9 protein-coding genes are annotated in these 20,561 nt (G+C 63.6%); 5 read left to right on the top strand and 4 right to left on the bottom strand.

Annotation, left to right across the window (positions count from 1 at the left end; translation table 11 throughout):
- Window positions 1–21 precede the first annotated feature (21 nt).
- Window positions 22–810 (bottom strand): response regulator transcription factor, encoded by a 789-nt coding sequence (locus AKL28_RS18915; protein ID WP_050469715.1) that lies wholly within the window; start codon window positions 808–810, stop codon window positions 22–24.
- A 565-nt stretch (window positions 811–1,375) separates the two neighbouring features.
- On the opposite strand from AKL28_RS18915, the gene AKL28_RS18910 reads away from it, so the two are divergent.
- From AKL28_RS18910 to AKL28_RS18900, 3 genes are all read left to right on the top strand, one after another.
- On the top strand, window positions 1,376–2,050 hold the full coding sequence (locus tag AKL28_RS18910) for a response regulator transcription factor (protein ID WP_050469714.1): 675 nt from the start codon (window positions 1,376–1,378) through the stop codon (window positions 2,048–2,050).
- Window positions 2,051–2,267: 217 nt separating this feature from the next.
- On the top strand, window positions 2,268–3,965 hold the full coding sequence (locus AKL28_RS18905) for a FecR domain-containing protein (RefSeq protein WP_050469713.1): 1,698 nt from the start codon (window positions 2,268–2,270) through the stop codon (window positions 3,963–3,965).
- Complete coding sequence (locus AKL28_RS18900; RefSeq protein WP_050469712.1) at window positions 3,955–6,318, top strand: CHASE2 domain-containing protein; 2,364 nt, start codon at window positions 3,955–3,957, stop codon at window positions 6,316–6,318. The genes AKL28_RS18905 and AKL28_RS18900 overlap by 11 nt, the downstream gene beginning before the upstream one ends.
- On the opposite strand, the gene AKL28_RS18895 is transcribed toward AKL28_RS18900, so the two are convergent.
- A complete protein-coding gene (locus AKL28_RS18895; protein ID WP_050469711.1) occupies window positions 6,279–6,998 on the bottom strand; it encodes a response regulator transcription factor in 720 nt (239 codons plus the stop codon). The genes AKL28_RS18900 and AKL28_RS18895 overlap by 40 nt on opposite strands.
- Before the next feature lie 51 nt (window positions 6,999–7,049).
- On the opposite strand from AKL28_RS18895, the gene AKL28_RS24590 reads away from it, so the two are divergent.
- Both AKL28_RS24590 and AKL28_RS18890 read left to right on the top strand, forming a co-directional pair.
- Window positions 7,050–7,205 (top strand): hypothetical protein, encoded by a 156-nt coding sequence (locus AKL28_RS24590; protein WP_156226406.1) that lies wholly within the window; start codon window positions 7,050–7,052, stop codon window positions 7,203–7,205.
- 177 nt (window positions 7,206–7,382) lie between these two features.
- On the top strand, window positions 7,383–8,045 hold the full coding sequence (locus AKL28_RS18890; protein ID WP_050469710.1) for a response regulator transcription factor: 663 nt from the start codon (window positions 7,383–7,385) through the stop codon (window positions 8,043–8,045).
- A gap of 77 nt (window positions 8,046–8,122) precedes the next feature.
- Here AKL28_RS18890 and AKL28_RS18885 read toward each other — a convergent pair whose 3' ends face one another.
- Both AKL28_RS18885 and AKL28_RS18880 read right to left on the bottom strand, forming a co-directional pair.
- Window positions 8,123–12,661: an OmpA family protein gene (locus AKL28_RS18885; protein WP_082221575.1), complete on the bottom strand. Its 4,539-nt coding sequence runs from the start codon at window positions 12,659–12,661 to the stop codon at window positions 8,123–8,125.
- Window positions 12,658–20,310 carry a DUF7933 domain-containing protein gene (locus AKL28_RS18880; RefSeq protein ID WP_082221574.1) on the bottom strand — a complete coding sequence of 2,551 codons (7,653 nt, stop codon included), beginning with the start codon at window positions 20,308–20,310 and terminating at the stop codon, window positions 12,658–12,660. Before AKL28_RS18880 ends, AKL28_RS18885 begins: the two co-directional genes overlap by 4 nt.
- Between the last annotated feature and the right edge of the window lie 251 nt (window positions 20,311–20,561).

The following is a 20,561-nucleotide window of genomic DNA, read 5'->3' as shown; positions in this document are numbered from 1 at the left end:
AGATGGCCGCGCGCATTGCTGTCAGCGGCGGAACTGGCTCGGCGGCATGCCGAAACGTTCACGGAAAGCCGTTGAAAAATTGGCCGCACTACCGTAACCCACCTCACGCGCAATGGCGCCGATCTCCAGCGCGGTTTCCGACAGCATGCGGCGCGCTTCCTTCATGCGTTCCTCACGCAGGAAATCGAATACGGTCACTCCGGCGCAATGCTTGAATGCGGCGTTCAGGCGCCGGGCATTGGTGCCGACCGCCGCCGCAAGCTCGTTCAAGCCGAGGGTCTGGTCCAATGCTTCGAGCAGCAAACGGCGCGTCGCCTGGAACAGGACGACATCGAGCGTGCTGGTGCCGTTCTGGGGCCACTCCGGCTCCCCTGCTTCCTGCTGCGAACGCCCCTGCGCATTGGATTTGACATGGACGCACAACCGCAAGCGCACCTCTTCGAAATCGAACGGCTTGGTGACGTAATCCACCGCGCCGGCAGCAAGGCCGGCGATCTTCTCTTCGGTCGATGCCGCAGCACTCAGGAAAATCAATGGAATGGCGTGCGTCCCCGGATTGGCCTTGAGCAGGCGGCAGGCCGCGATCCCGTCGCATACCGGCATGCGGATATCCATCAGGATCAGGTCCGGCTGCACGCTTTGCGCCTTGCGGTATCCATCCTGCCCATCTTTGGCGACATACAGCCGGCATCCTTGCCGCAGCAGGAAATCGGTCAACAGGATACGGTCCTCCTCGACATCGTCGACGATCAGGATCCGTTGTCCCAGCAAAGGGCCCACAACAGCCGAGGGCAAGGTGTTGAGCATCATGTGTTGTTGAAAAAGGAATTCCCGGAAATTACCTGATAGTTCTTAAAAAACGGGGATTTCCAAAATATTTTTCCCTCTGCCAAAACAATCGCGCATTGTGGCAAAAATCGGCCCGTTTCAAAACCTTTGTCTTGCTATAAATTCGTCCCCGTTCTGCATCGGATTGGAAGGAGGGTCCAACCGGTCTGGCGGAACACGGCAGTGGGAGACTACGGCCGTGGGATTTCTTGCGTAGGGGAAATGTAATCGGCAATGCCCGGCATGTCCATTCCTTGCGGTACCGGATGACTGCGCGCGGCATCTGCATGCAGTTCTGCCAACGGCATCCCGATGGCAGGCTCCTCGTCTCTTCGATAACGCCTGCGTCAACACCAAGAGCACATGACTACCTTTATTCGTCGATCCGGAAGGATGCGTTGCCTCGCCATGCGGGGAACTTCCGGCACAACAAGGAGAAAAGCAACATGTATTGCCGCGCCGAACACCGTTTTCAATCTCTCTTTCGCATGCATGCGCATGGCGCAGTAGCGCCCCTGCTGCATCCGAAAGCTTGACGGAGGCGGGCATGGCACGCGTGTTGCTAATCCATGATGCCCATCACGGGGACGAACCCGATCGCGTTCTGCCGCAGTACCTGGAGCAGCGCGGACATGCGGTCAGCCGGCGCCCGGCCGCAACCGGCGCCGCCCTTGGCAACGGCAACGTCGATATCGTGGTCATCGATGCCGGCCTGGATGACGGCGGCGGCCAGGCACTCACCGAATCGATACGGCGAGCCGACCCGCGCGTGGGCATCGTGCTGCTGGCCGATGAGCATGACAGTACGCACTCCCGCATCAAGGGCCTGGTCGCCGGCGCCGACTTCTGCGAATCGAAGCCGCTCAAGCTCGATGTGCTATGCGCTTATATCGATGCGATCGCCCGGCGAGTCACGCCTGATGCCTGGCGGCTGGACACGACCGCACGCATTTTGCATGCGCCCCGGCACGATACATTGGGCATCAATGACAAGGAAATGACCTTGCTGAAACTGCTGGCCGGCAGCTCGCGTCATGTGGCCGACCGCTCGACGATTGCCCATGCGTTCGGCACCGACTGGCTTGCATTCGACGAGCGCGTACTGGAAAAAATGGTCAGCCGCCTGCGCCGCAAATGGCGCGACTGCACCACCAGCGACCTGCCACTCAAAACCGTGCACGGCAAAGGTTATTGCTTCACAGAAAGAATTACGATGTGCTGAGCCTGAGCACATCCCAAGGGGATTGCCGTCCTGGCGCGCCGCGTATTCACGCGTTTGATTCGGCTCAGGGAAAGCAGTCAGAAAATGTCAGCATCGACTAGCCGCTCGTAGTATGCTCGCGCATTTTGGCCTGCGTCCAACGAGTGAAGTGAGACGAAGCGAAGGATCGGACAACCGATTCACACTGAGCGCATCCGGCCATGGGGAAACAATTCGCATGCATACGCATACCGTCCTGAAAAGCTCGGCCATCGCCATGCTGATCATTGCCGCTTCCGCCCCGGCAATGGCCGGAAAACTCGGCATTCCCGGAGAGATCGCCAGGAAAAACGCCGACATCTCCTATCACATTGCACAGCAGGAAACGCTTTCCTCGATCGCACTCAAATTCACCGGCACCGCCAAAAACTGGCCTGCCATCGCGAAAGCCAATCGCATCGCCAACGACCGCACCATCCCGATCGGCAGCGAGATTACCGTCCCCTCGCGCCTGCTGCCGGACAGGAGTGCTTTTGCCACCGTCGTCGCATTGCGCGGCGCGGTCAACATGACAAACAAGGCAGGCGAAGTGGTCGACAGCCGGATCGGCGCGCAAGTGCCGGAAGGCGCGGTGATCGTCACCGACGACGATGGCTTCATCACGTTCCAGCTGCAGGACGGCACCACCTTTGCCCTGCCGCCGTCGAGCAATCTCCAGCTCACGTTGCTGCGCATCCAGGATTACACCGAACGCTCCCGCACCCAGCTCACGCTCAAGCAGGGCCGCGTGAGCTCCGAAGTCACGCCCTTCAAGCTGCCCGGCGCCCAGTACCAGATCCAGACCCCGCTGGCCATTGCCGGCGTGCGCGGCACACGCTTCCGGGTCAATGCCGAACCGCAGCAGACCTATAGCGAGGTACTCAACGGAACGGTCGGCGTAACAGCCAACGGCAAGCAGCAGGCGGCGCACCCGATCATCGCCAGTTATGGCAGCGTGGTCGGCAGCGATGGCCGCCAGTCGGCGCCGATTCCCTTGTTGCCGGCGCCCCGGATGGATGGCGCCGCCGTCCAGGAGCGCCTGCCGGTTCGCGTCCAGCTGGCGCAGCCGGATGCCGCCGCATTTCGCGTCACCGTTTCCACCGACCAGGACGGCCTGCATCGCGTCGCGGAAACACGCGTGCCCGGCGGACATGGCCAGGCACTGGCGCGCTTTGCCGACCTGGATGACGGCGACTATGTCATCCGCGCCAGCGCCATCGACAGCATCGGCCTGGAAGGCATGGAAGCGGTGCAGCCGCTGCACGTCAAAGCGAGGCCGTTCGCCCCGCTGCTGCAAACGCCCGGGCCGAAAGTACGGATGGCGGACGGCGCCGCGGCCGATATCGCTTTCCAATGGGCGCAGGTCGGCGATGCCGTCCGCTATCGCTTGCAAATCGCCCGCGATCCCGGTTTCAGCGACCTGCTCAGCGACCGCCCCGAACTGGCGTCCAACCACGACCAACAGTCCGGCCTGAAGGAAGGACTGTATTACTGGCGCGTGGCCAGTATCGCGGACAAGGCCGGGAAATTCGCCCAAGGCCCGTGGAGCGATGCCGCCCCATTGGCGGTCCTGCCGCAGCAGCAAGCGCCCGAGGCCAGCCAGGAGGCAGACCGGATGCGATTTTCCTGGCGCGGGGAAACCGGCCAGCAATTCGTCTTTGAAAGCGCGGCGACACCCGGATTCGAACACGCCAGCCAGCACATCGAAACCACCGAGTCTGCCGTGTCATTTGCCACGCCTGAGGCCGGTACTTACTATGCCCGGGTGCAAAGCATCGATCCTGACGGCTATCGGGGCGCCTTTTCGCCGCCCCAGAAATACGTGGTGGAACGGCGCTGGCGCACCGGTGATGGCGGCAGCCTGAACAGCGGCCCGGGGCCGGTCCGTGCGGACTGATCCCGTCATCCCGCCTTCGTCGACCGCCCCCGGCCAGCGCTATGAGGCAAGGCGGGCCTGGCTGCGCTTCGAATGGCTGGTCCTGTTCTGCGCCACGCTGGCGGCGGCCCTGCTGCTGCAGGACGGGGCACTGCGCGCCGCCGACCGCATCGTCTACGATCACCTCGTCCCCACGCTGGAACGTCCGGCCCCGGACGATATCGTCATCGTCGCCATCGATGACAAGAGCATTGCCGAACTCGGCCGCTGGCCCTGGAAGCGCGGCATCCATGCGCAATTGGTCAATGTCCTCAACAATGGCTCGCCCAAGGCCATCGGCCTGGACCTGCTGCTGACCGAGAGCGACAACGCCAACACCGCAGGCGATCACGCATTGGCTGCGGCGCTGGCACGCCGGCATAACGTCATCCTGCCCATCCTGACAACCCGCAGCGAAGCCGGCATCGCCCCTCGCCTGCCCATTCCGTCCCTGGCTGCCGCGGCGGCAGGACTGGGCCACATCCAGCTGAATATCGGCGGCGATGGCCGCGTCCGCAATGTCAATTTGCATGAATACCTGGGGCGCTACCGCTGGCTCGCGTTCGGCGCCGCGCTCAATCGCCTGGCCTCGCCCGATGCAAACTACCTGGCCAAGGACGATGGCGAACGCCTGCTGCGCATTCCCTTCTTCGGTCCTGCCGGCCATTTCCACCATGTTTCTTATATCGACGTATTGCACGGAACCGTTCCGGCCGCCTTCTTCCGTGACAAGACGGTGCTGGTCGGCGTGGTCGGCGCCGGCCTGGGGGATCTGTTTCCCATACCGCAAGGGTCGCATCCGGGATTGATGTCCGGTGTGGAAATCCACGCCAACATCTTCGGCGCACTGCGCGAAGGCCGCAACATCCGCACACCGTCCACGACAATAGCCGTCGTCTTTACCGCCTTGCCTGCGCTGCTCGTACTGCTCGGCTTCACTGTTCTCTCGCCGCGCGCCGCACTGGGCCTGAGCGTGCTGTTGACGATACTGGTTGCCGCCGCCTGCATGCTGCTGTTCCGGCACGACATCTGGCTGGCCCCTTCCGGATCGCTGCTGCTGCTTTGGCTGGTGTACCCGCTATGGAGCTGGCGCCGGCTTGAATCGGCCTTGCGCTACCTCGATGAGGAAACCATCCGGCTGGCCGCCAGCGTGCCGCTGCCAATCCGTCCGCGTCCCGCGCGGCGCCGCTGGGAATTCCTCGAACGCCGGATTGAAGCCGCACGCGCCGCTACGCGCCGTATGCTGGATCTGCACCAGTTCGTCGCGGACAACCTCGACAGCATGCCGGATGCGAATCTGGTAATCGATCAGGAAGGCCGCCTGATGCTGTTCAACCGCAAGGCGCAAGAGCTGTTCCTCCCGCTGAAAATGCCGCTTGGACAGGGCCAGGACATCGCCCGCCTGATCGCGTCGATTGCGTCCACCCAGAACGACCGTAGCTGGCCTGCGCACTTGATGGCGGGAGCCGGCACAGCCGGCATCGAAATCACGGACCCGCTCGGCCGTATTCTCCTGGTGCGCGGCACAGCCTCGCACAATGCGCGCGGCGCCCTGATCGGCTGGATCATTTCGCTGACCGACCTGACCGCGCTGCGCACCGCCGAACGGCAACGCGACCAGAGCCTGAACTTCATCTCGCATGACATGCGCGCACCGCAATCCGCCATCCTTGCCGCGTTGTCGCTATACCGCCAGGGCAAGGCGGTACAAGACGAAGCCACACTCTTTTCCCGCATCGAAAAATCGGTGCGCAGCACCTTGTCGCTGGCCGACGATTTCGTCTTGCTGGCGCGGGCACGCTCCGGCCCGCCGCAGTTCGAAGATCTTGATATGGATTCCCTGCTGGCCGATGCCGCCGATGATTTGTGGGCGCTGGCCCAGGACAAGCAAGTCGCGATCGCCATCGACAGCGACGGTCAGCCGCACTGGATACGCGGCGAGCGCCAGATGCTGGTGCGCGCACTAGGCAACGTGCTCGCCAACGCCATCAAATACGGTCCCGAACAAGGCGCGATCCGCTGCAGCATCGCACTGGAAGGCCAGCTGTCTCAGGAAGTCGTCTGCCGCATCGATGATGAAGGACCGGGCCTGTCGGCAGCCGATTCCGCACAAGTGTTCGCGCCGTTTTACCGTGCAGGGACCACAGCCCAGTCTGGCGCAGGCCTTGGATTGAATTTGGTGCAGACGGTAGTTGAACGGCATGGCGGGCATATCCTTGCCGAAAATCTGCCGTCCGGCGGCGCCCGCTTCATCCTGCGCTTGCCTTATGCGCAAGCCGGCGAGATGGCCGAGGATCAGATGTCGTCTTCCGGATCGACCACGTCGAGCCGATAGCCCAGGGTATAGATCGTATTCAGCTTGACGCCGTTTTCAGGACGCAGCGCCAGTTTGCTGCGTACCTGCGACATATGCGTATCGAGGGTGCGCGAGGTGACAAGATCGCGGCCCCATATCTGCTCCACCAGGGTATCGCGCGAGACGATGCCGCCAAGGTTGCCAAACAGATGGCAGGCAATCTCGAACTCCTTGGGCTTCAGGTCCACCGGTTTGCCGCGCACCTGTACTGTACGCAAGACCCGGTGCAGGCGGTAAAAGCCGGTTTCGATAATATCCCGCACAAGGGCCGACGCCGGAGTTTTCTCCGTCCCCGGCTGCAGCCGCCGCGACAAGGCATGCACGCGCGCCAGCAATTCGGCGCGCCGCGGAGGCTTGATCATGTAGTCGTCCCCGCCTGCCATCAGGCCCAGCACGACATGCTCCTCCAGGGAGCGGTTACTCAGCAGCAGCACCAGCACATGGCGGCTCAAATGTCCTCGCACCCAGTCCAGCACCTCGTGGCCGGTCATGTCGGGCAGCATCCAGTCAAGGATCAGCAAGTCGAATGATTCATGATGCAAAGCGTCGATCAGGCTCCCGCCGGTCGGGAAATGACGGCAGGTATGGCCGGCTTGGGTCAGGATATGGCGCACCAGCTGCGCCTCATCCGGATCGTCTTCAAGTAACGCGATATGCATCGACACTGTCCTTCTCCTTGTCGCCCTCCGCGAAGAGAACACAATTTCCACATGGAAACCAATATCGATGCAGCGCCCACCGGCCCCATCGAAACCCGCCATGATACCGGCAAACCCGCTCCTGCTTTGCCATTGCAGCCTTTTCACCGGCTGTTCGCACAAACGTCGCCAACGTTTAGGCAAGCCGAAATTGTTAATCTTTGTTAACCATTCGCAGCAGCCCCTACTCTGACCGAACCTGACTGGCGATAATCGCGCCATTGCCGTGCCGGCACAGTCCGGCGCCACAGCGGCAGCGGCTCACAGGGGAGCCGCAACGATAGGGAAGCCACGCCTCCCATCGCATACACCGATCACCAACAACGACAAAAATTGAGGTATCGCATGGCCAACATCTTGGTACTGGAAAAGGCTGCGGCAGTCCGCCGCGCATTTAGCATGACGCTGGCAAGGGAAGGCCATTGCGTGTTCGAAGCGGCGTCGATGCAGGATTTCATTCCGCAGATTGCGCATGCCGACATTGCGATGATTGACGTCGACATGCCGGACGGCGAAGGTTACCGGGCCGTCCTGCACCTGCAGCATGTGCGCCCGCAGGCCGGCGTCATTCTGCTGAGCGAATGCGGCAATACCGATGACAAGATCCGCAGCCTGCACCAGTTCGCCGACCAATACCTCACCAAGCCGATCCAGCCGGAAATGCTTTCTGCCCATATGGCGCCGATGGTGCGCCGCTTCAGCGCGGGCAGTTGGCGGCTCGATGGCATGAAGCGCGAACTGGTCTCGCCCAGCGGACATCGCGAAGCGCTCAACCATCAGGAAATGCATCTGCTGGAACTTCTTTCCAAGAAACCGCACACCACTGTCTCGCGCCGCGACATCGTCACCGCGCTCGGGCATAACTGGCTGGACTACGACGAGCGCCGCCTCGACCAGCTGATCAGCCGCCTGCGCCGCCGCTGGCGCAAGAACAGCCGCGCCGAATTGCCGCTGCATACTGACCGCGGCCTGGGCTATCGCCTGTCGGCCGTGATGCATCGCCCCTGATCCCGCCTCCATCTTCTTGCTGACGACACGCCGCCCGGCATTGGCTGCCGGGCGGCGTGATGCTTTCTCTCCCCACATCAGAACGTGGCCAATGCGTTGAGGAACCAGCCGCGGCTGCGGTAGGACATATCGGTCAGGTTGTCCGAGAAGTCGGTGAAGTTGTAACCCACACCCATCTTCACGTGCTCATTCACATGGCGATAGACGCCGGCCAGGAAGCCTGAACGCGCGTCGCCCGCTTCCTTGGCGCGCAGACGGCGAGCTTCAACCAGGGCATCCCATTCCTTGACCAGGTGCAAATCGGCGCGCAGCACCCACAGGTCGGCGCGGCTGGAGAACCACTCGCCTTCCGTCTTGGACATGCGCAACTGCCCCAGGCGCATGCCGTATTTCACGCCGACCGACAACCACGGCAGCACATCGTAGGTAGTGTCGATGTTGAAGACATGGCTCTTCTGCGCGTAGTCCAGCGCCCCACCGGTGGAACTGGTGGTGTAGGCGCCGCCGTCGACTTGCCCTGCCGAAGGCACGTTGTAGAAGTAGGTGTACTTGAACAAGGTGTTCCAGCGATCGTTGTCGATAGGACGATAGGCGGCACCGAGGACGGTTTCCGTATAGTCGCCGTCATAGAACGCCCCTTGCGTATTGCTGCTGCGCGACAGGTTGAATTTTCCGAGCAGGCGCCACGCCGGGCTCAGCTGGTACTGCGCCTGGTTCTTCCACAGCCATGTGCGGCGATTGTTGTTGACCGCCGTGCCGCCGCAATTGCCGGCCGTATCATTGGTCAGGCAAGTTCCGCTGACCACGCCCAGGCTGGTGCCGCGGTCCATGCGGTACTCGATGGCGCTGGCATATTTCAGGTCGTTGTACTTGAACGCCGCCGACAGGCCGATGGCGTCACGCTTGAGGTCGCCCGACAAGGGGTCGGACAGGGTGCCGGTCTCGTACTTGCCGCCGAAGGTCCAGCGGTTGTCCGGCGCATAGTCGACGCCGAAGGCATGCGTCAGGCTCTTCGGCCCTTCGCCGTTGGCCCAGCGCGTCTCGCCGAACATGCCGACCTGGTCGTTGAAGCGGTAGTGTGTCCCCGAGGCCAGCGTCGCCTGTCGGCCGGCGTAGTTGCTGTCGGCGCTTTCGGTCTCCATCGTATAGGTGAGATACACCGTGCTGCGCTCATCGACCTGGTAATCGGCCGACAACCGCCCGCCTGCGCCGCCGTCGCCGCCCGAGGCTTCCGCCCCCAGCCGCAATTTATCGGTCGCGCGCCAGCTGCCGCCGACACCGATGCGGTCATTGTCGGTGCGGTCGCCGCTGCGGCTGACCGTGCCCTGGACGAATGCATAGCTATCCCAGGACTTGTACTGCAGGCCTGCCACGCGTGCCGCCGCCACACCGGCTGCGGAAGTCGCATCGCGGCTGGTGCGCACCTCGGAGGAAGCGGAGACGCCGGTGGTCGGTACGATGGACGATGCCGGGCCGTTCGAGGACGGCGTCAGCAAGACCGAGCCGGTAGCCGGCGGCGCCGTGCCCAGGTTGGTCGCCGGCACCGTGTCCACCAGCGCCTTGCCGCTGTCGGCGGCGGCCGCTTGCGCAGCTTCCATCGCGACGGCTTTCTCCGCCTCGCCCTCTTCCAGCGGACGATAATCCACCCGCATGATCACGTCATTGCGCGCGCCGTTCTGCGAGAGCAGCGAGCTGGCGTTGTTGATCACGCCGGTCGGATTGATGCCCGACCGATTGTCATGCCGCACCCCGACCGAGACGCCCCATTCGGCATCGATCTTGTGCCGCACCGCCGCTTCCGTCGAGTTGGCGCTTTGGCTGGCGGTACTGTTGACCTGCTCGCGCGTGTCGACCTTGGCGGCAAACTCGGTACGGTCGCCGATCGGCACAGTCGCACTCATGCCCTTCTGCGACAGTCCTTCGCCACTTGGCAAGGTTGCGCCGGGCCCGGAGAAGTTCGGATCGCGTTCTTGCCAATAGCCGGTCAGGCGGCCTTTGAACTCGCTCACATCGCCCAGGTCGACCGCAGCGTCGATACGGCGCGCGGTGGCGCCATCGCCAGTGCGCTGGTTCGCCACAAAATCGTAACCGCCGGTGATCGAGCTCAGGCTTTCGCTGCCGATGCCGCTGGAGCGCGCCAGTTCGCCCTTGACCCAAGTGCCGGGCGTATGGCGGAAGGTCGCATCGATGCCCTTGAGGTTCTGCTGGTTGTCGCCCTCTCCCTGGCGGTAGATCGTCGTGCCCAGGCGCAGGTGGTCGTTGAACCAATGGCTGGCGCGCAGGCCAACGGCGCTGGAGCTGATTTCGGACAGGCCCGGCACGTACTCGTAGGTCGTCACTAGGTACACCGGGTTGCCGCTGGCGCTGGAGGTCTGCACCAGCGTGCTGCCGTCGGCCACCGATGGCAGCGGCGCCCGCAATGTGAGACGGCCTTGCAGGTAGTTGATCTCGTAGTCCTGCGCCGGCGTCAGCGGGGTACGCTGGATCACCAGGCCGGAATCCTTGTCGCGGATTTCAACCCAGAGTCGCTCAGACCCTTCGGTCAGGTCGAGATGGTGCAGGTAGTACAGCGAACCGCCGGTGCCGCGGAATTCCTCGCGCGACTGCAAGGTACCGGGGTCTGCCACAAAGGCATTCACGCTGGTCACCTTCTCGCCGTAGCGCGTCGCCTCCTTCGAGTTCCACATCGCATTGGCGCCATAGAGGCCGCGGCTGTATTGCGTCAGCTCCGTACCGGTCCAGGCGGTCTGGAAGTTACCCCACATTACATAGGACGAATCCTTTTCCAACTTGACGTAGAACTTGCCCTGCGTCGGCGCGTCGTCGGTAATGGTGCTGTCGTCGCCGTAGACCGGGTAATAGCGGTCAGGGTCGATGCGGCGCAGCAGGTAGTTGGGGTCTTTCGTCTGGAAGTTGGAGAACAGGTCGCGCAGCGGCTGTTCGCGCGTGTCGGCACTGGCCGTCAGCAAATAGTCGCCTTTGATCTTGCCCTTCAGGTAGAACGCGCCCCGGCCATCGATCCAGGTCTCGTTGTTGTAGTGCGAGGTATCGGTCGTGACCAATTGCGCCGGGCCGGTGGTACGGTCCTGGCCTACCGTCAGGTCGCCCACGACGAAGTAGAACCAGTCCTGGTCGGCGATCGAAAGGTTGCGGCGGAAGATCGCGGCCTTGCCGTCGCTGTCGCGTACCGCGACCTCGACCTGATGCGGACCAGGCGGCAGGATCTGGCGCATGGCGAACTTGCCCTTCTCGTCCACCGGTACCGGCATGCCCATGGCGCTGATGCTGTCGCCATTCTTGACATGTTCGCCGCTGATGGAGACCGAGCCGCCACGGGCCGGTATGTTCTTCAGGTTCAGGCCGGACTCGCCCCATCCTGCCAGCTTTTCGCGTTGCTGGCGTTCGGCATTGGACAAGGCGTCGGCACGCTCGGCCAGGCGCAGCGGCTTGACCAGCGTCTCGTCGAACTGGCCATTCTTGTCATAGACGCGCATCAGATACACCAGCTCGTCGGGCGCGTTGTCCGGCGCCTGCCACTGCACCGCCTCGCCCGGCGCAAACGGCACCACTGCAAACGGCGTCTGCTGGGCCGACTGGCCCTTGGCGAACACGCGCAATTCGGCTTTCTTCTGCCACCAGACGTAATTGGTATAGGTGCCGAAATAAATCGGCCGGCCGCGCACGGCGGTGCTCGGCGCAACCCAGATGTTCAGTGCCGGAACGGTATTGAGCGGGTCGAACTTGATCTGGATGTCGGCCTTCTCCAGCGCAACGTCGACGCAGCGCTGGCGGTCGGCCTCCTGGGCCTGGTTGTCCAGCTCGACCGGATGGCCGTCCACGGTGATGGAAAACGGCATCTCGGTTGCGGCCGGATTGGCCACGCATGCATTGTGGTCGACCAGCTTTTCACGCGTGACCGCCACTGGCGCTTCGCGGTACCACACGCGCAATTCAACGCGCCGGTTCTTCGCCATGCCTTCCGGCGTGTTATTGCTGGCCACCGGCTGCGATTCGCCCCGGCCGCTGACCGAAAACGCCTCGGCCGGCAATTGCAGGCCCTGCCTGAGGAATTGCGCTACTGCCAGCGAACGCGCCTCGGACAACGCCTGGTTGTCGGCAAACGTCGGCCGCAGCGAGGCGGCGATGCGCTGGTTGTCGGTATGGCCGATGATCTCGATATGGATATCGCGCTTTCCCTGCAGCGACGCCACCAGCCCGTTCAAGGCGGCGACGGTGCGCGGCGTCAGCACGGCCCGTCCGGAAGCGAAGTAGCTGCCGGCCACCTCGTCCTCGATTTTCAGCTTGCCCTGGGCTTCGCTTTCCGGGGCAACGGTTTCCAGCATCACGCGTTTCTCGCCATCGGTCAGCGCCGATGGCGGCAACTGCCCGAACTGGGAGGACTGGATTTCGGTATTCGGCGCGACCGGTTCCAGCAACGTGCGGCTGCGGTCCACCATCTTGCCCCGGATCTGGGCGCCGTCGGCATCAGCCGCGATGGCGTTGCCGCTTTCTTGCGCGCGTACCGGCAGGCAGGCAAGCCCCACGGCGCTCAGTACGACGGCGAGCTTCCTGGCGCGTAACGTGGGGGCAGATGTCGGGCGACGTCTTGTTTTCATTGTGCGTCCTCGGTTTCAATATTGAGCGTGTATTCCCCTTTCAGCGCGTGCCAGCGGTCCTGGATCTGCTTGCGTATCGCATCGATGCGTTGGCGCACCAGATCAGGAGCATCGCTGCCGGCCTGGTAGGCCAGGCGCACCACGGACGGCCGTTGGCGCAGCTGCTGCGGCAGCGCATCCAGCTGCGCCTGCCATTGCGCCTGCAGTTCCGTCTTGCCGGCCACGAAGGCACTGTCGCTCAGTTCCAGCCGGACCACGCGGTGGATCGTGGCGCCGAAATTGAGCTTGGTCACCTTGCCGCGCGTGATGCGTACATCGCGGGGATTTTCTGTGGTCACCCGATAGCCGCTGGGGAGCGTGCGCTCGTCGAGCTTCATCACGAAGTTGGCGCCGCGGTCCTGGTTGGGGATATCCGGGCATGGCACGTGGAACCGCCCTTCCGCATCGGTCATCACCAGCAGGCCACGTGGGGTGACCAGGCGCACGGCAGGGATGCCGGGTTCACCATCGTCCTGGTAGCCGTTGGCGTTCTGGTCGTCGAACACCTTGCCGATGATGTCCGGGCAATCGAAGGTCGGGTCGGGGACGATGCGCACCGGCGCCTGGGCAATGCGCGAGAGCAAGGCATTGGATGAACTTCCGGCCCAGGCCTGGTTGATATAGGTGCCGTCGCCGACGCCCGTACCGACCACCAGGATCAGGCGGTAAGTCTTCTTCTCATTGGGAGCGAAGTTCTGGCTGGTCCAGGTGAGCAGGCGGCCGCTTACTGCTGGCTCGGCCCGCACGCCGTTGTAGGTGGCGCTGCCGGTGCGGTACTTGAAGCCTGCCGGAACCTGGTCGCGCACGTTCACGCCGGTGATCGCATAACCCTTGTTGTTGACGGCGGTGATGGTGTACGGCACCAGGTCGCCGCGCGACACGTTCACCATCGGCGTGGTCTTGAACACCGTGATGACATCGCTGTTGGCCTGGTCCAGCGGGATGTGGTTATTCAGGATGTCCGCCGACGCCGCGGTGATCACGAAGCTCATGTAGTACTGCGTGGTCGGCGCGCCACCTGCCACGATCCCCACGCAGGCCGCCGGATTGGCAGCAGCGACCGCCAATGCCGGCGCGGTGTTGCTGGCCTGGACCAGCGCCGGGTTCGGAACGCCGCCCACCGTGACCGTGCCGTTGCATGGCGGCAGGCTGGACGACGGCGCCGGCAGATAGCCGCCGGGGCTGGTGACGGTCAGCGTATAGATACCCGGCGGAAATGCGTTCTGCAGCAGGAACTGGTAGAAACCGTCGGCGCCGGTGACCTGGCTGGCGCTGCCGCCGACCAGATGGGTCGCCGGATTGAAGCCGGCCGGCCCCGAGATGGTCACGGTCGCGCCGGAGATCGGCTGGCGGGTCTGCGAGTCATACACCACGCCCGACGGATCCAGCGGCAGGTTCTGCTCGATCACTTCATCGGCCGCGGTGAGCGTGATGCCGGTGATCTTGCCGCCGCTGTTGGTATTGCCGCGGCTTCCGCCCGAAGTCGGCACCTGGGGCAGCACATTGCCATCGCGGCTGAAGGCGATCTCAAAGTTGGAACCGGTCGGCAAGCCGGAAACCTCATAGCCGGGGCAATGCAGGTTGTCGAACTGGTAGAAGCCGTTGGCGTCGGTGGTGACGGTGCAGATCAACGCGCCGGCCTGGGTCAGCTTGACTGTCCAGCCTGCCACGCCGGCGGCGGAACCGTCGTCGGGGCGCACGCGGCTGTGGTTGCTGTCGAGGTAGACGTAGCCATTGACAATCGGTGGGCGCAACGTCAGCGCGCCGCCTTCGCCGAAGTTGTAGTCGGCCAGGTTGTCTCCCGCCTGCACGACCACATTGCGGATGATGTCGGCATTGTTGGGCAACACCGGCTTGACCGAGGCAGGTACACCGGGGTTGCCCGGCGCCACCGTGGTACGACCGTCGGCATACAGCGCCGGCTGCACTTCGGTGATGATGTAGCCGGTGGCATTGCTCGGCTGCAAATTGGCGAAACTGTAGCGGCCGTCTGCGGCTGTGGTGGTAGTCAGGTTGACCGCGTTGCCGTGGATGTCGGTGCCGGACAGGCGCATGGTGACGCCCGCAATGCCAACCTCGCCGGGATCGACCACGCCGTTGCCGTTGGTATCGACATAGACCCTCCCCGAGACCACGCCGACCAGGATCGGCACCTCGGCGAAGTTGTTCTCGGCCGATGTCGTGTTGTTGCCCGTCAGATTGATGTTGCTGATGGCCGATGGCACCACCCCGACCGGAGTGGCCGTGCCGCCGGCCGTGCCCGCGGTGGTGATGCCGTTATTGGTGCGCGGCGGCTGCGTCGGTTCGGTCACGGTATAGGTGCCTTCCGGCAGCCCGACGAAGCTATAGCGGCCGTCGGCCGTGGTGGTCGTGGTGCGGGTAATGGCATTGCCGTTGGTATCGGTGCCGGTCAGGTTGAGCACCACGCCGGACAAGCCGCTGTCGGTGTTGTTGAACAGCCCATCGTTATCGACATCGGCAAATACGCGGCCGGAGATCTGGCGGCCGCTCGGGATTTCCGCAAAGTTGTTGCCGCTGCTGTGGGTGGCCGGCGGCAAAACGATGGACGAAATGCGGCTGGGCAGCGTAGCCGGGTTGGTCGGGATGCCTGCCGTACCGCCATTGCCGACGGCGCCTGCCGTAGTGATCCCGTTGGCTGTGCCTGCCGGCTGCGTCGGCTCGCGTACCGAATAGGTGCCTGGCGCCAGGTTGGCAAAGGCATATGCGCCGCTGGCATCGGTCGTCGTCGTTGCCACTACCGCGCCGCTGCCGTTGAGCAGCTCGATGGTGACGCCTTCCAACGCCGTGTCGGCCAGATCCTTCACGCCATTGTTGTTCTGGTCGAGGAAGACCATGCCGGAAATCGACGACGGCACGACTTCGGCAAAGTTGTTGTTGGGCGACGAGGCCACCTGGCCGCCCACATCACGTTGCAGGACGATGCCGGAGATGCGGCTCGGCGTCGTCGTCACCGGGGTCGCCACGCCTGGCGTACCGGTGCCGACGGAAATCGTGCCGGCTGTCGTGATGCCGTTATTGGTGCCGGGCGGCTGGTTCGGCTCGGTCACCACATAGGTTCCCGCGCTGAGACCCACGAACGCATAGTTGCCCAGCGCGTCGGTCACCGTGGACAGGCTCACCGCGCTATCGTCGCCGCCGCCCGGTACGCCGTCGGGGCCATAGCTGGTGCCGGTCAGCACCACGGAAACATTGGCGATGCCGATGTCGGTGCCCTGCTGGAAGATGCCATTGGGCGTGACCTTGTTGTCCTTGAAGACCTTGCCCGAGATGAACCCGAGCGGACTGATCGTCAGGTTGGCCGTGGCCGGCTGCACGTTGTTGCCCGCATTGGTCTTCAATGCGCCGCTGGCGATGAAGTTGTTATAGGTGCCGGCCGCCGTGCCGGTGACATTGACGGTGATGGTGCAGCCGCCCGCCGGGATGGTCGAGCCGCTGCTGTAAGTCATGGTTCCCGAACCTGCCGCCGCAGTGACGCGCGCGGTGGTGCAGGTGCCGCCGATGTTGGCCGGGGAGGCAACCACGATGGGCCCGGGCGACGTCGGCAAGGTATCGACCAGGTCGGCCGCAAGGGTTGCCGCGGTCGCATTGGTGTTGCCCAGCACGATGGTCAGGGTCGATACGCCGCCCGAGGCGATCGATACCGGGCTGAACTGCTTGCTGACCGATGGCGGATCCAGCAATGTCAGGGTGGCGCTGGCAGGGTTTTCATTGGTCACGCCTTCGGCGCTCACCAATCCGCCGGCCGCGATCGTATTGACATAAATGCCGGAGATATTGCTGACCACATCGAACTTGACGGTGCACGCACCGTTGGCCGGAATGGTCCCGCCGGTCAGGGTGGCGGAAGTCGCCGATACCGCTGCCGACACATAGCCGCCGGCGCAAGTGGTAGACGCGTTCGGCACCTGTGCGACGACGACATTTGCCGGAAGCACATCCGTCAGGCGTACCCCGGTCAGCGCAATCACGTTGCTGTTGGTCAGAGTAAGGGTGACCGTGGAAGGCGTGCCGGGCGACGTCTGGGCCGGGGAAAATGCCTTGGCGATCGTCACCGGCTGGCGCGCCTGCAGGGTAGACGTGCCGGGCGCCGGGTTGCTGGCATTGCCGCCGCCGATGGTTCCCGTTACCTCACCGGCTGCAATCACGTTGACATAGGCGCCCTCCGTCGCGGCCATCACATCGATTTCCGCATAGCAGCTCTGCGCCACCCCGTTTGAGGCCGCCGGCAGCGACGCGCCGGTCACGCGCACTTGCGACGCGGTCGACGTCACCGTGGCGCCGGTACATGTGGTGGCCGCATTCGGATTGGAAGCGACAACCAGGCCCGCGGGCAGGTTGTCGGTTGCCGCCATGTTGGTCAGCGGCAGCCCGACTGCATTGAGGAAGGTCAGGCGCAGGCGCGCCTGCGTGCCCGGCTTGACCACCGCCGGGATGAATGTCTTGACCACGCCGATATTGCCGCTGGCCGAGAGGCTGGTCACGGTCAGTGTCGTGTTGCTGATGCTTTGGTCGTTGCTGATGGCGCCGACCGGGATCGTATCCTGCACGGTGCCGGTCGTCGTCATGGTCACATTGGCCGTAATCGAGCAGGTTTGGCCGGCAGGCAAATTGGCATTGGACAGCGTGATGCGGGTGCCATCGGCATTGGCGCTGACGATACCGCCCTGGCAAGTCGTCGCCAGGGCCGGCGAGGATGCCAGCTGCATGCCGGTCAAGGCGCCACCGGCCGTGCCGCCGACGGTGAAGTAGTTGGTCAGGTTCAGGCCCGTCAGGCCGATCGAACCGCCGTTCTGGATATTGACCGTAAGCACGCTGGACTGGCCCGGCGCGGACAGGTTGTTCGGGCCGGTATTGTTGGTCACCGAGACGGCGCCGCTGGTGCTGTTGTTCAGTGTGGCGGTCACCGGCGTCGTGTTCTTCACGCCGCCGGTGGCGGTGACATTGCCCACCGGGATCGTATTGACCCATGCGCTGCCGCCGGTCCCGGTGACATCGAACAGGAAATCGCAACGGCCGGACGGCGGCAGCACCACACCGGAGATCGATGCGGTCGACGCTCCCGCCACGGCAGTGATCACCGGCGATCCGCCGCAAGTGCTGTACGCATTGGGCGATGAGGCGATGGTCATGTTGGCCGGCAACGGATCGATCGCACCGACGTTATTCAACGTGCCGGTGCCGATGTTGCTCAGGCTGAGGCGGACCGTCGACTTGCCGCCGGCACTGATCGTCGTCGGCGCAAACGTTTTGACTGCCTGCAAGGCCGCGCCATATGTCAGCGAGGCGGACACCGGCCCGGGGCTGGCCAGGCTGGCGGGGCTGCCATCGGCATAGGTGGTGGTCCCGGTCAGTGCAGCGGCCGGCAAGGTATTGATGTAGCTATCGGCCGGGCCGATCACCTTGACCTGCACCTGGCAGCTGACGAAATCACCGGCGCCATTGCTGCTGCGGCCGGCCAGCGTGGCGCCGGACAACGAGATCGAATTGGAACCGGGCGTTGCCGTCACGGTGCCATTGGTGCAACTGGTGGATGCGTCGGCAGGATTGGCCACCATCAGTTGCCCCCCACCGGAACCTGCCGGCAGGTTGTCGGTGAAGTTCAATCCGGTGATGGCATTGGCCGTGGTGTTGGTCAAGGTCAGCGTGAGCAGCGATACCGTGCCCTCAAACGCATTCTGCGGATTGAATACCTTGCCGATGGTCAGCGCATCGGTGACGATGGCGCTGGCTCCCGAGACGTTGCTGTTGAAGATGCCGCCGACGCCGACCGATCCCGCCGGCAGCTGGTTGGTAATCGTCACGCCATTGCCCGCACCTTTGGGCAGCATCGCCCAGAAGGTGATCGAACACGTGCCGGGCGATGGCCCCGTCCCTGCGGGGAAGTTCCCAATCGTGAAATGCAGGTTGCCGTTTGTCAGCGGCAATGCGGGAATGTCATGCGAGAGCGCCGAACATCCGCTGCCCGACAGGCTCGGCACCCCGCCGCCCGGTGCGCCGGCCAATGACGGCAAGCCGATGACGCCGCTTGGCAAGAGGTCGTTCACCGCGACATTGCTCATCGGGCTCGACGAATAATTATTGACGGTGATCGTGTAGCGAATCGGGTTACCCGGCGCGACCTTGTCGGGGCTGGATTGCTTTTGCACCAGCAACTGGTCGACCACCGTCACCGAATGGGTTGCGCGTTGGCTGACGACACCGGAACCGTTGGTATCGATGGCCCCTTCCGGAATCGTATTGGTGAAGGACAGCGGTGTTCCCGCCGTTTGCAAGGTGCCGCTGAAAGGCACGGTAATCGTGCAGCTTGCGCCTGGGGCAAGCGATCCGGCATTGGCAAAGCTGATGCCATAGTCGTTTGCCGTCTTCACCACCCCGGTGTTGCAGGTCGTCGTCGGCGTGCCGGCCACGCGCAGGCCGTAACCGGCAACGCCCACGCCATCGATTGGACTGTCGGTAAAGCTGTTGAGCGCGATGGCGCTGATGGTGCTGACGTTACGCAAGGTGATGGTCAGCGCCGATGTCTGGCCGGCGCTGATCGTGGTCAGGGCGAATTGCTTCGACACCTGCAGTTGCGAGAGCACCGACACCGATGCGGTCGCATCGGCCACCGGAACCAGCCCGCGCTTGTTGCCGAAACCCGTGGTGCGGCTGATGACGTTATTGAGCGTATTGCTGTAACGGCCGCTGCTGGCCACGCCCACCACATCGACGGCCATCGTGCACGTACCGCCTGCCGCCACGGTGCCGCCATACGCGGTCACGGTCGTGGCGCCGGCAGCCGGCGCGAATGTCGGCGCCGCGCCGCTGCCGGAGCAGCTCGCCGACGCATTCGGGGCCGCCGCCACCTGCATGCCGGTCGGCAGCGCGTCCTGGATGGCAAACCCGGGCGCATCGCCGGCGTTATTGAGCGGCAGCGCCGCCGAACTCGGGTTGCTGATGACGATGCTCAGGCGCACCGAACCTTCGCTCAGCAGCACGGTCGACGAAGAAAAGCTTTTGCTGATGACAGGCAATGCCAGGTTGTTCACATTGATCGACTGCTGCGCCTGGGCGATATTGCGCACGGTAACGGCATTGGCATCGGTACCGCTCACCGCATTGACCGCAATGGTATTGACCGGCGAAGTGCCGGCCGCAGTCGAAGTGACTTCAACATCGATGTCGCAACGGCCGCTCGCGCCATTGAGCACAGCCACCGGGAGAACGCCGTTGGACAGCGTAATGTCGCTTCCCCCCAGCGTCACGCCGACCGTCCCTGCCGATGCCGCGGCTGTTCCGGTGCCGTCGACGCAGACATAGCTCTTCACGCCGACACCTGCGACTTTCAGTGCCGCGGGCATGCTGTCGGTAAATTGGACATTCGTTACCGGCCCGGTCGGATCGCTGTTGGTCAACGTAATGCGAAACGCGGTCACGTCGCCCGGATTGATCGGATTGGCATAGCCCGGGGCCACGCTCATCGATACATCGAGCGCGGCCAGCGACGGCGCCGAATACGCAATGCCGATGACTCCGAAGAGCAATGCGGCGAATGAAGAACGGTCTGTGACCAAGCCGGCAAGGCGGCCAAGCAATCGAAAGCGGTGCATGGAAGAACCAAGGAAATAGTGGGCGAATCGACCATCCCGGTTCGCTGTTCCCACACGCCCCCCGACGGTCGCTCCAAATTGTCTTTATTGTTTCGAGCGCCCGAATTTTGATTTTTTTTTACGTTTCATTTCTGACAAATTCAGACCGAACCTAACAAAGCCTGACCAAACCTGACCACCCGCACATGCCTCCCGCCATTGGCTGCTATATTCGCGCCAGACATCTCCATTTCCGAACGGCAAGCCCGGCG

Origin of the sequence: Herbaspirillum chlorophenolicum (assembly GCF_001189955.1) — a bacterium.
GTDB lineage: Bacteria > Pseudomonadota > Gammaproteobacteria > Burkholderiales > Burkholderiaceae_D > Herbaspirillum > Herbaspirillum chlorophenolicum.
Note: the sequence above shows the minus strand (reverse complement) of the source record. Positions and strands in the feature narration are given on the sequence as shown.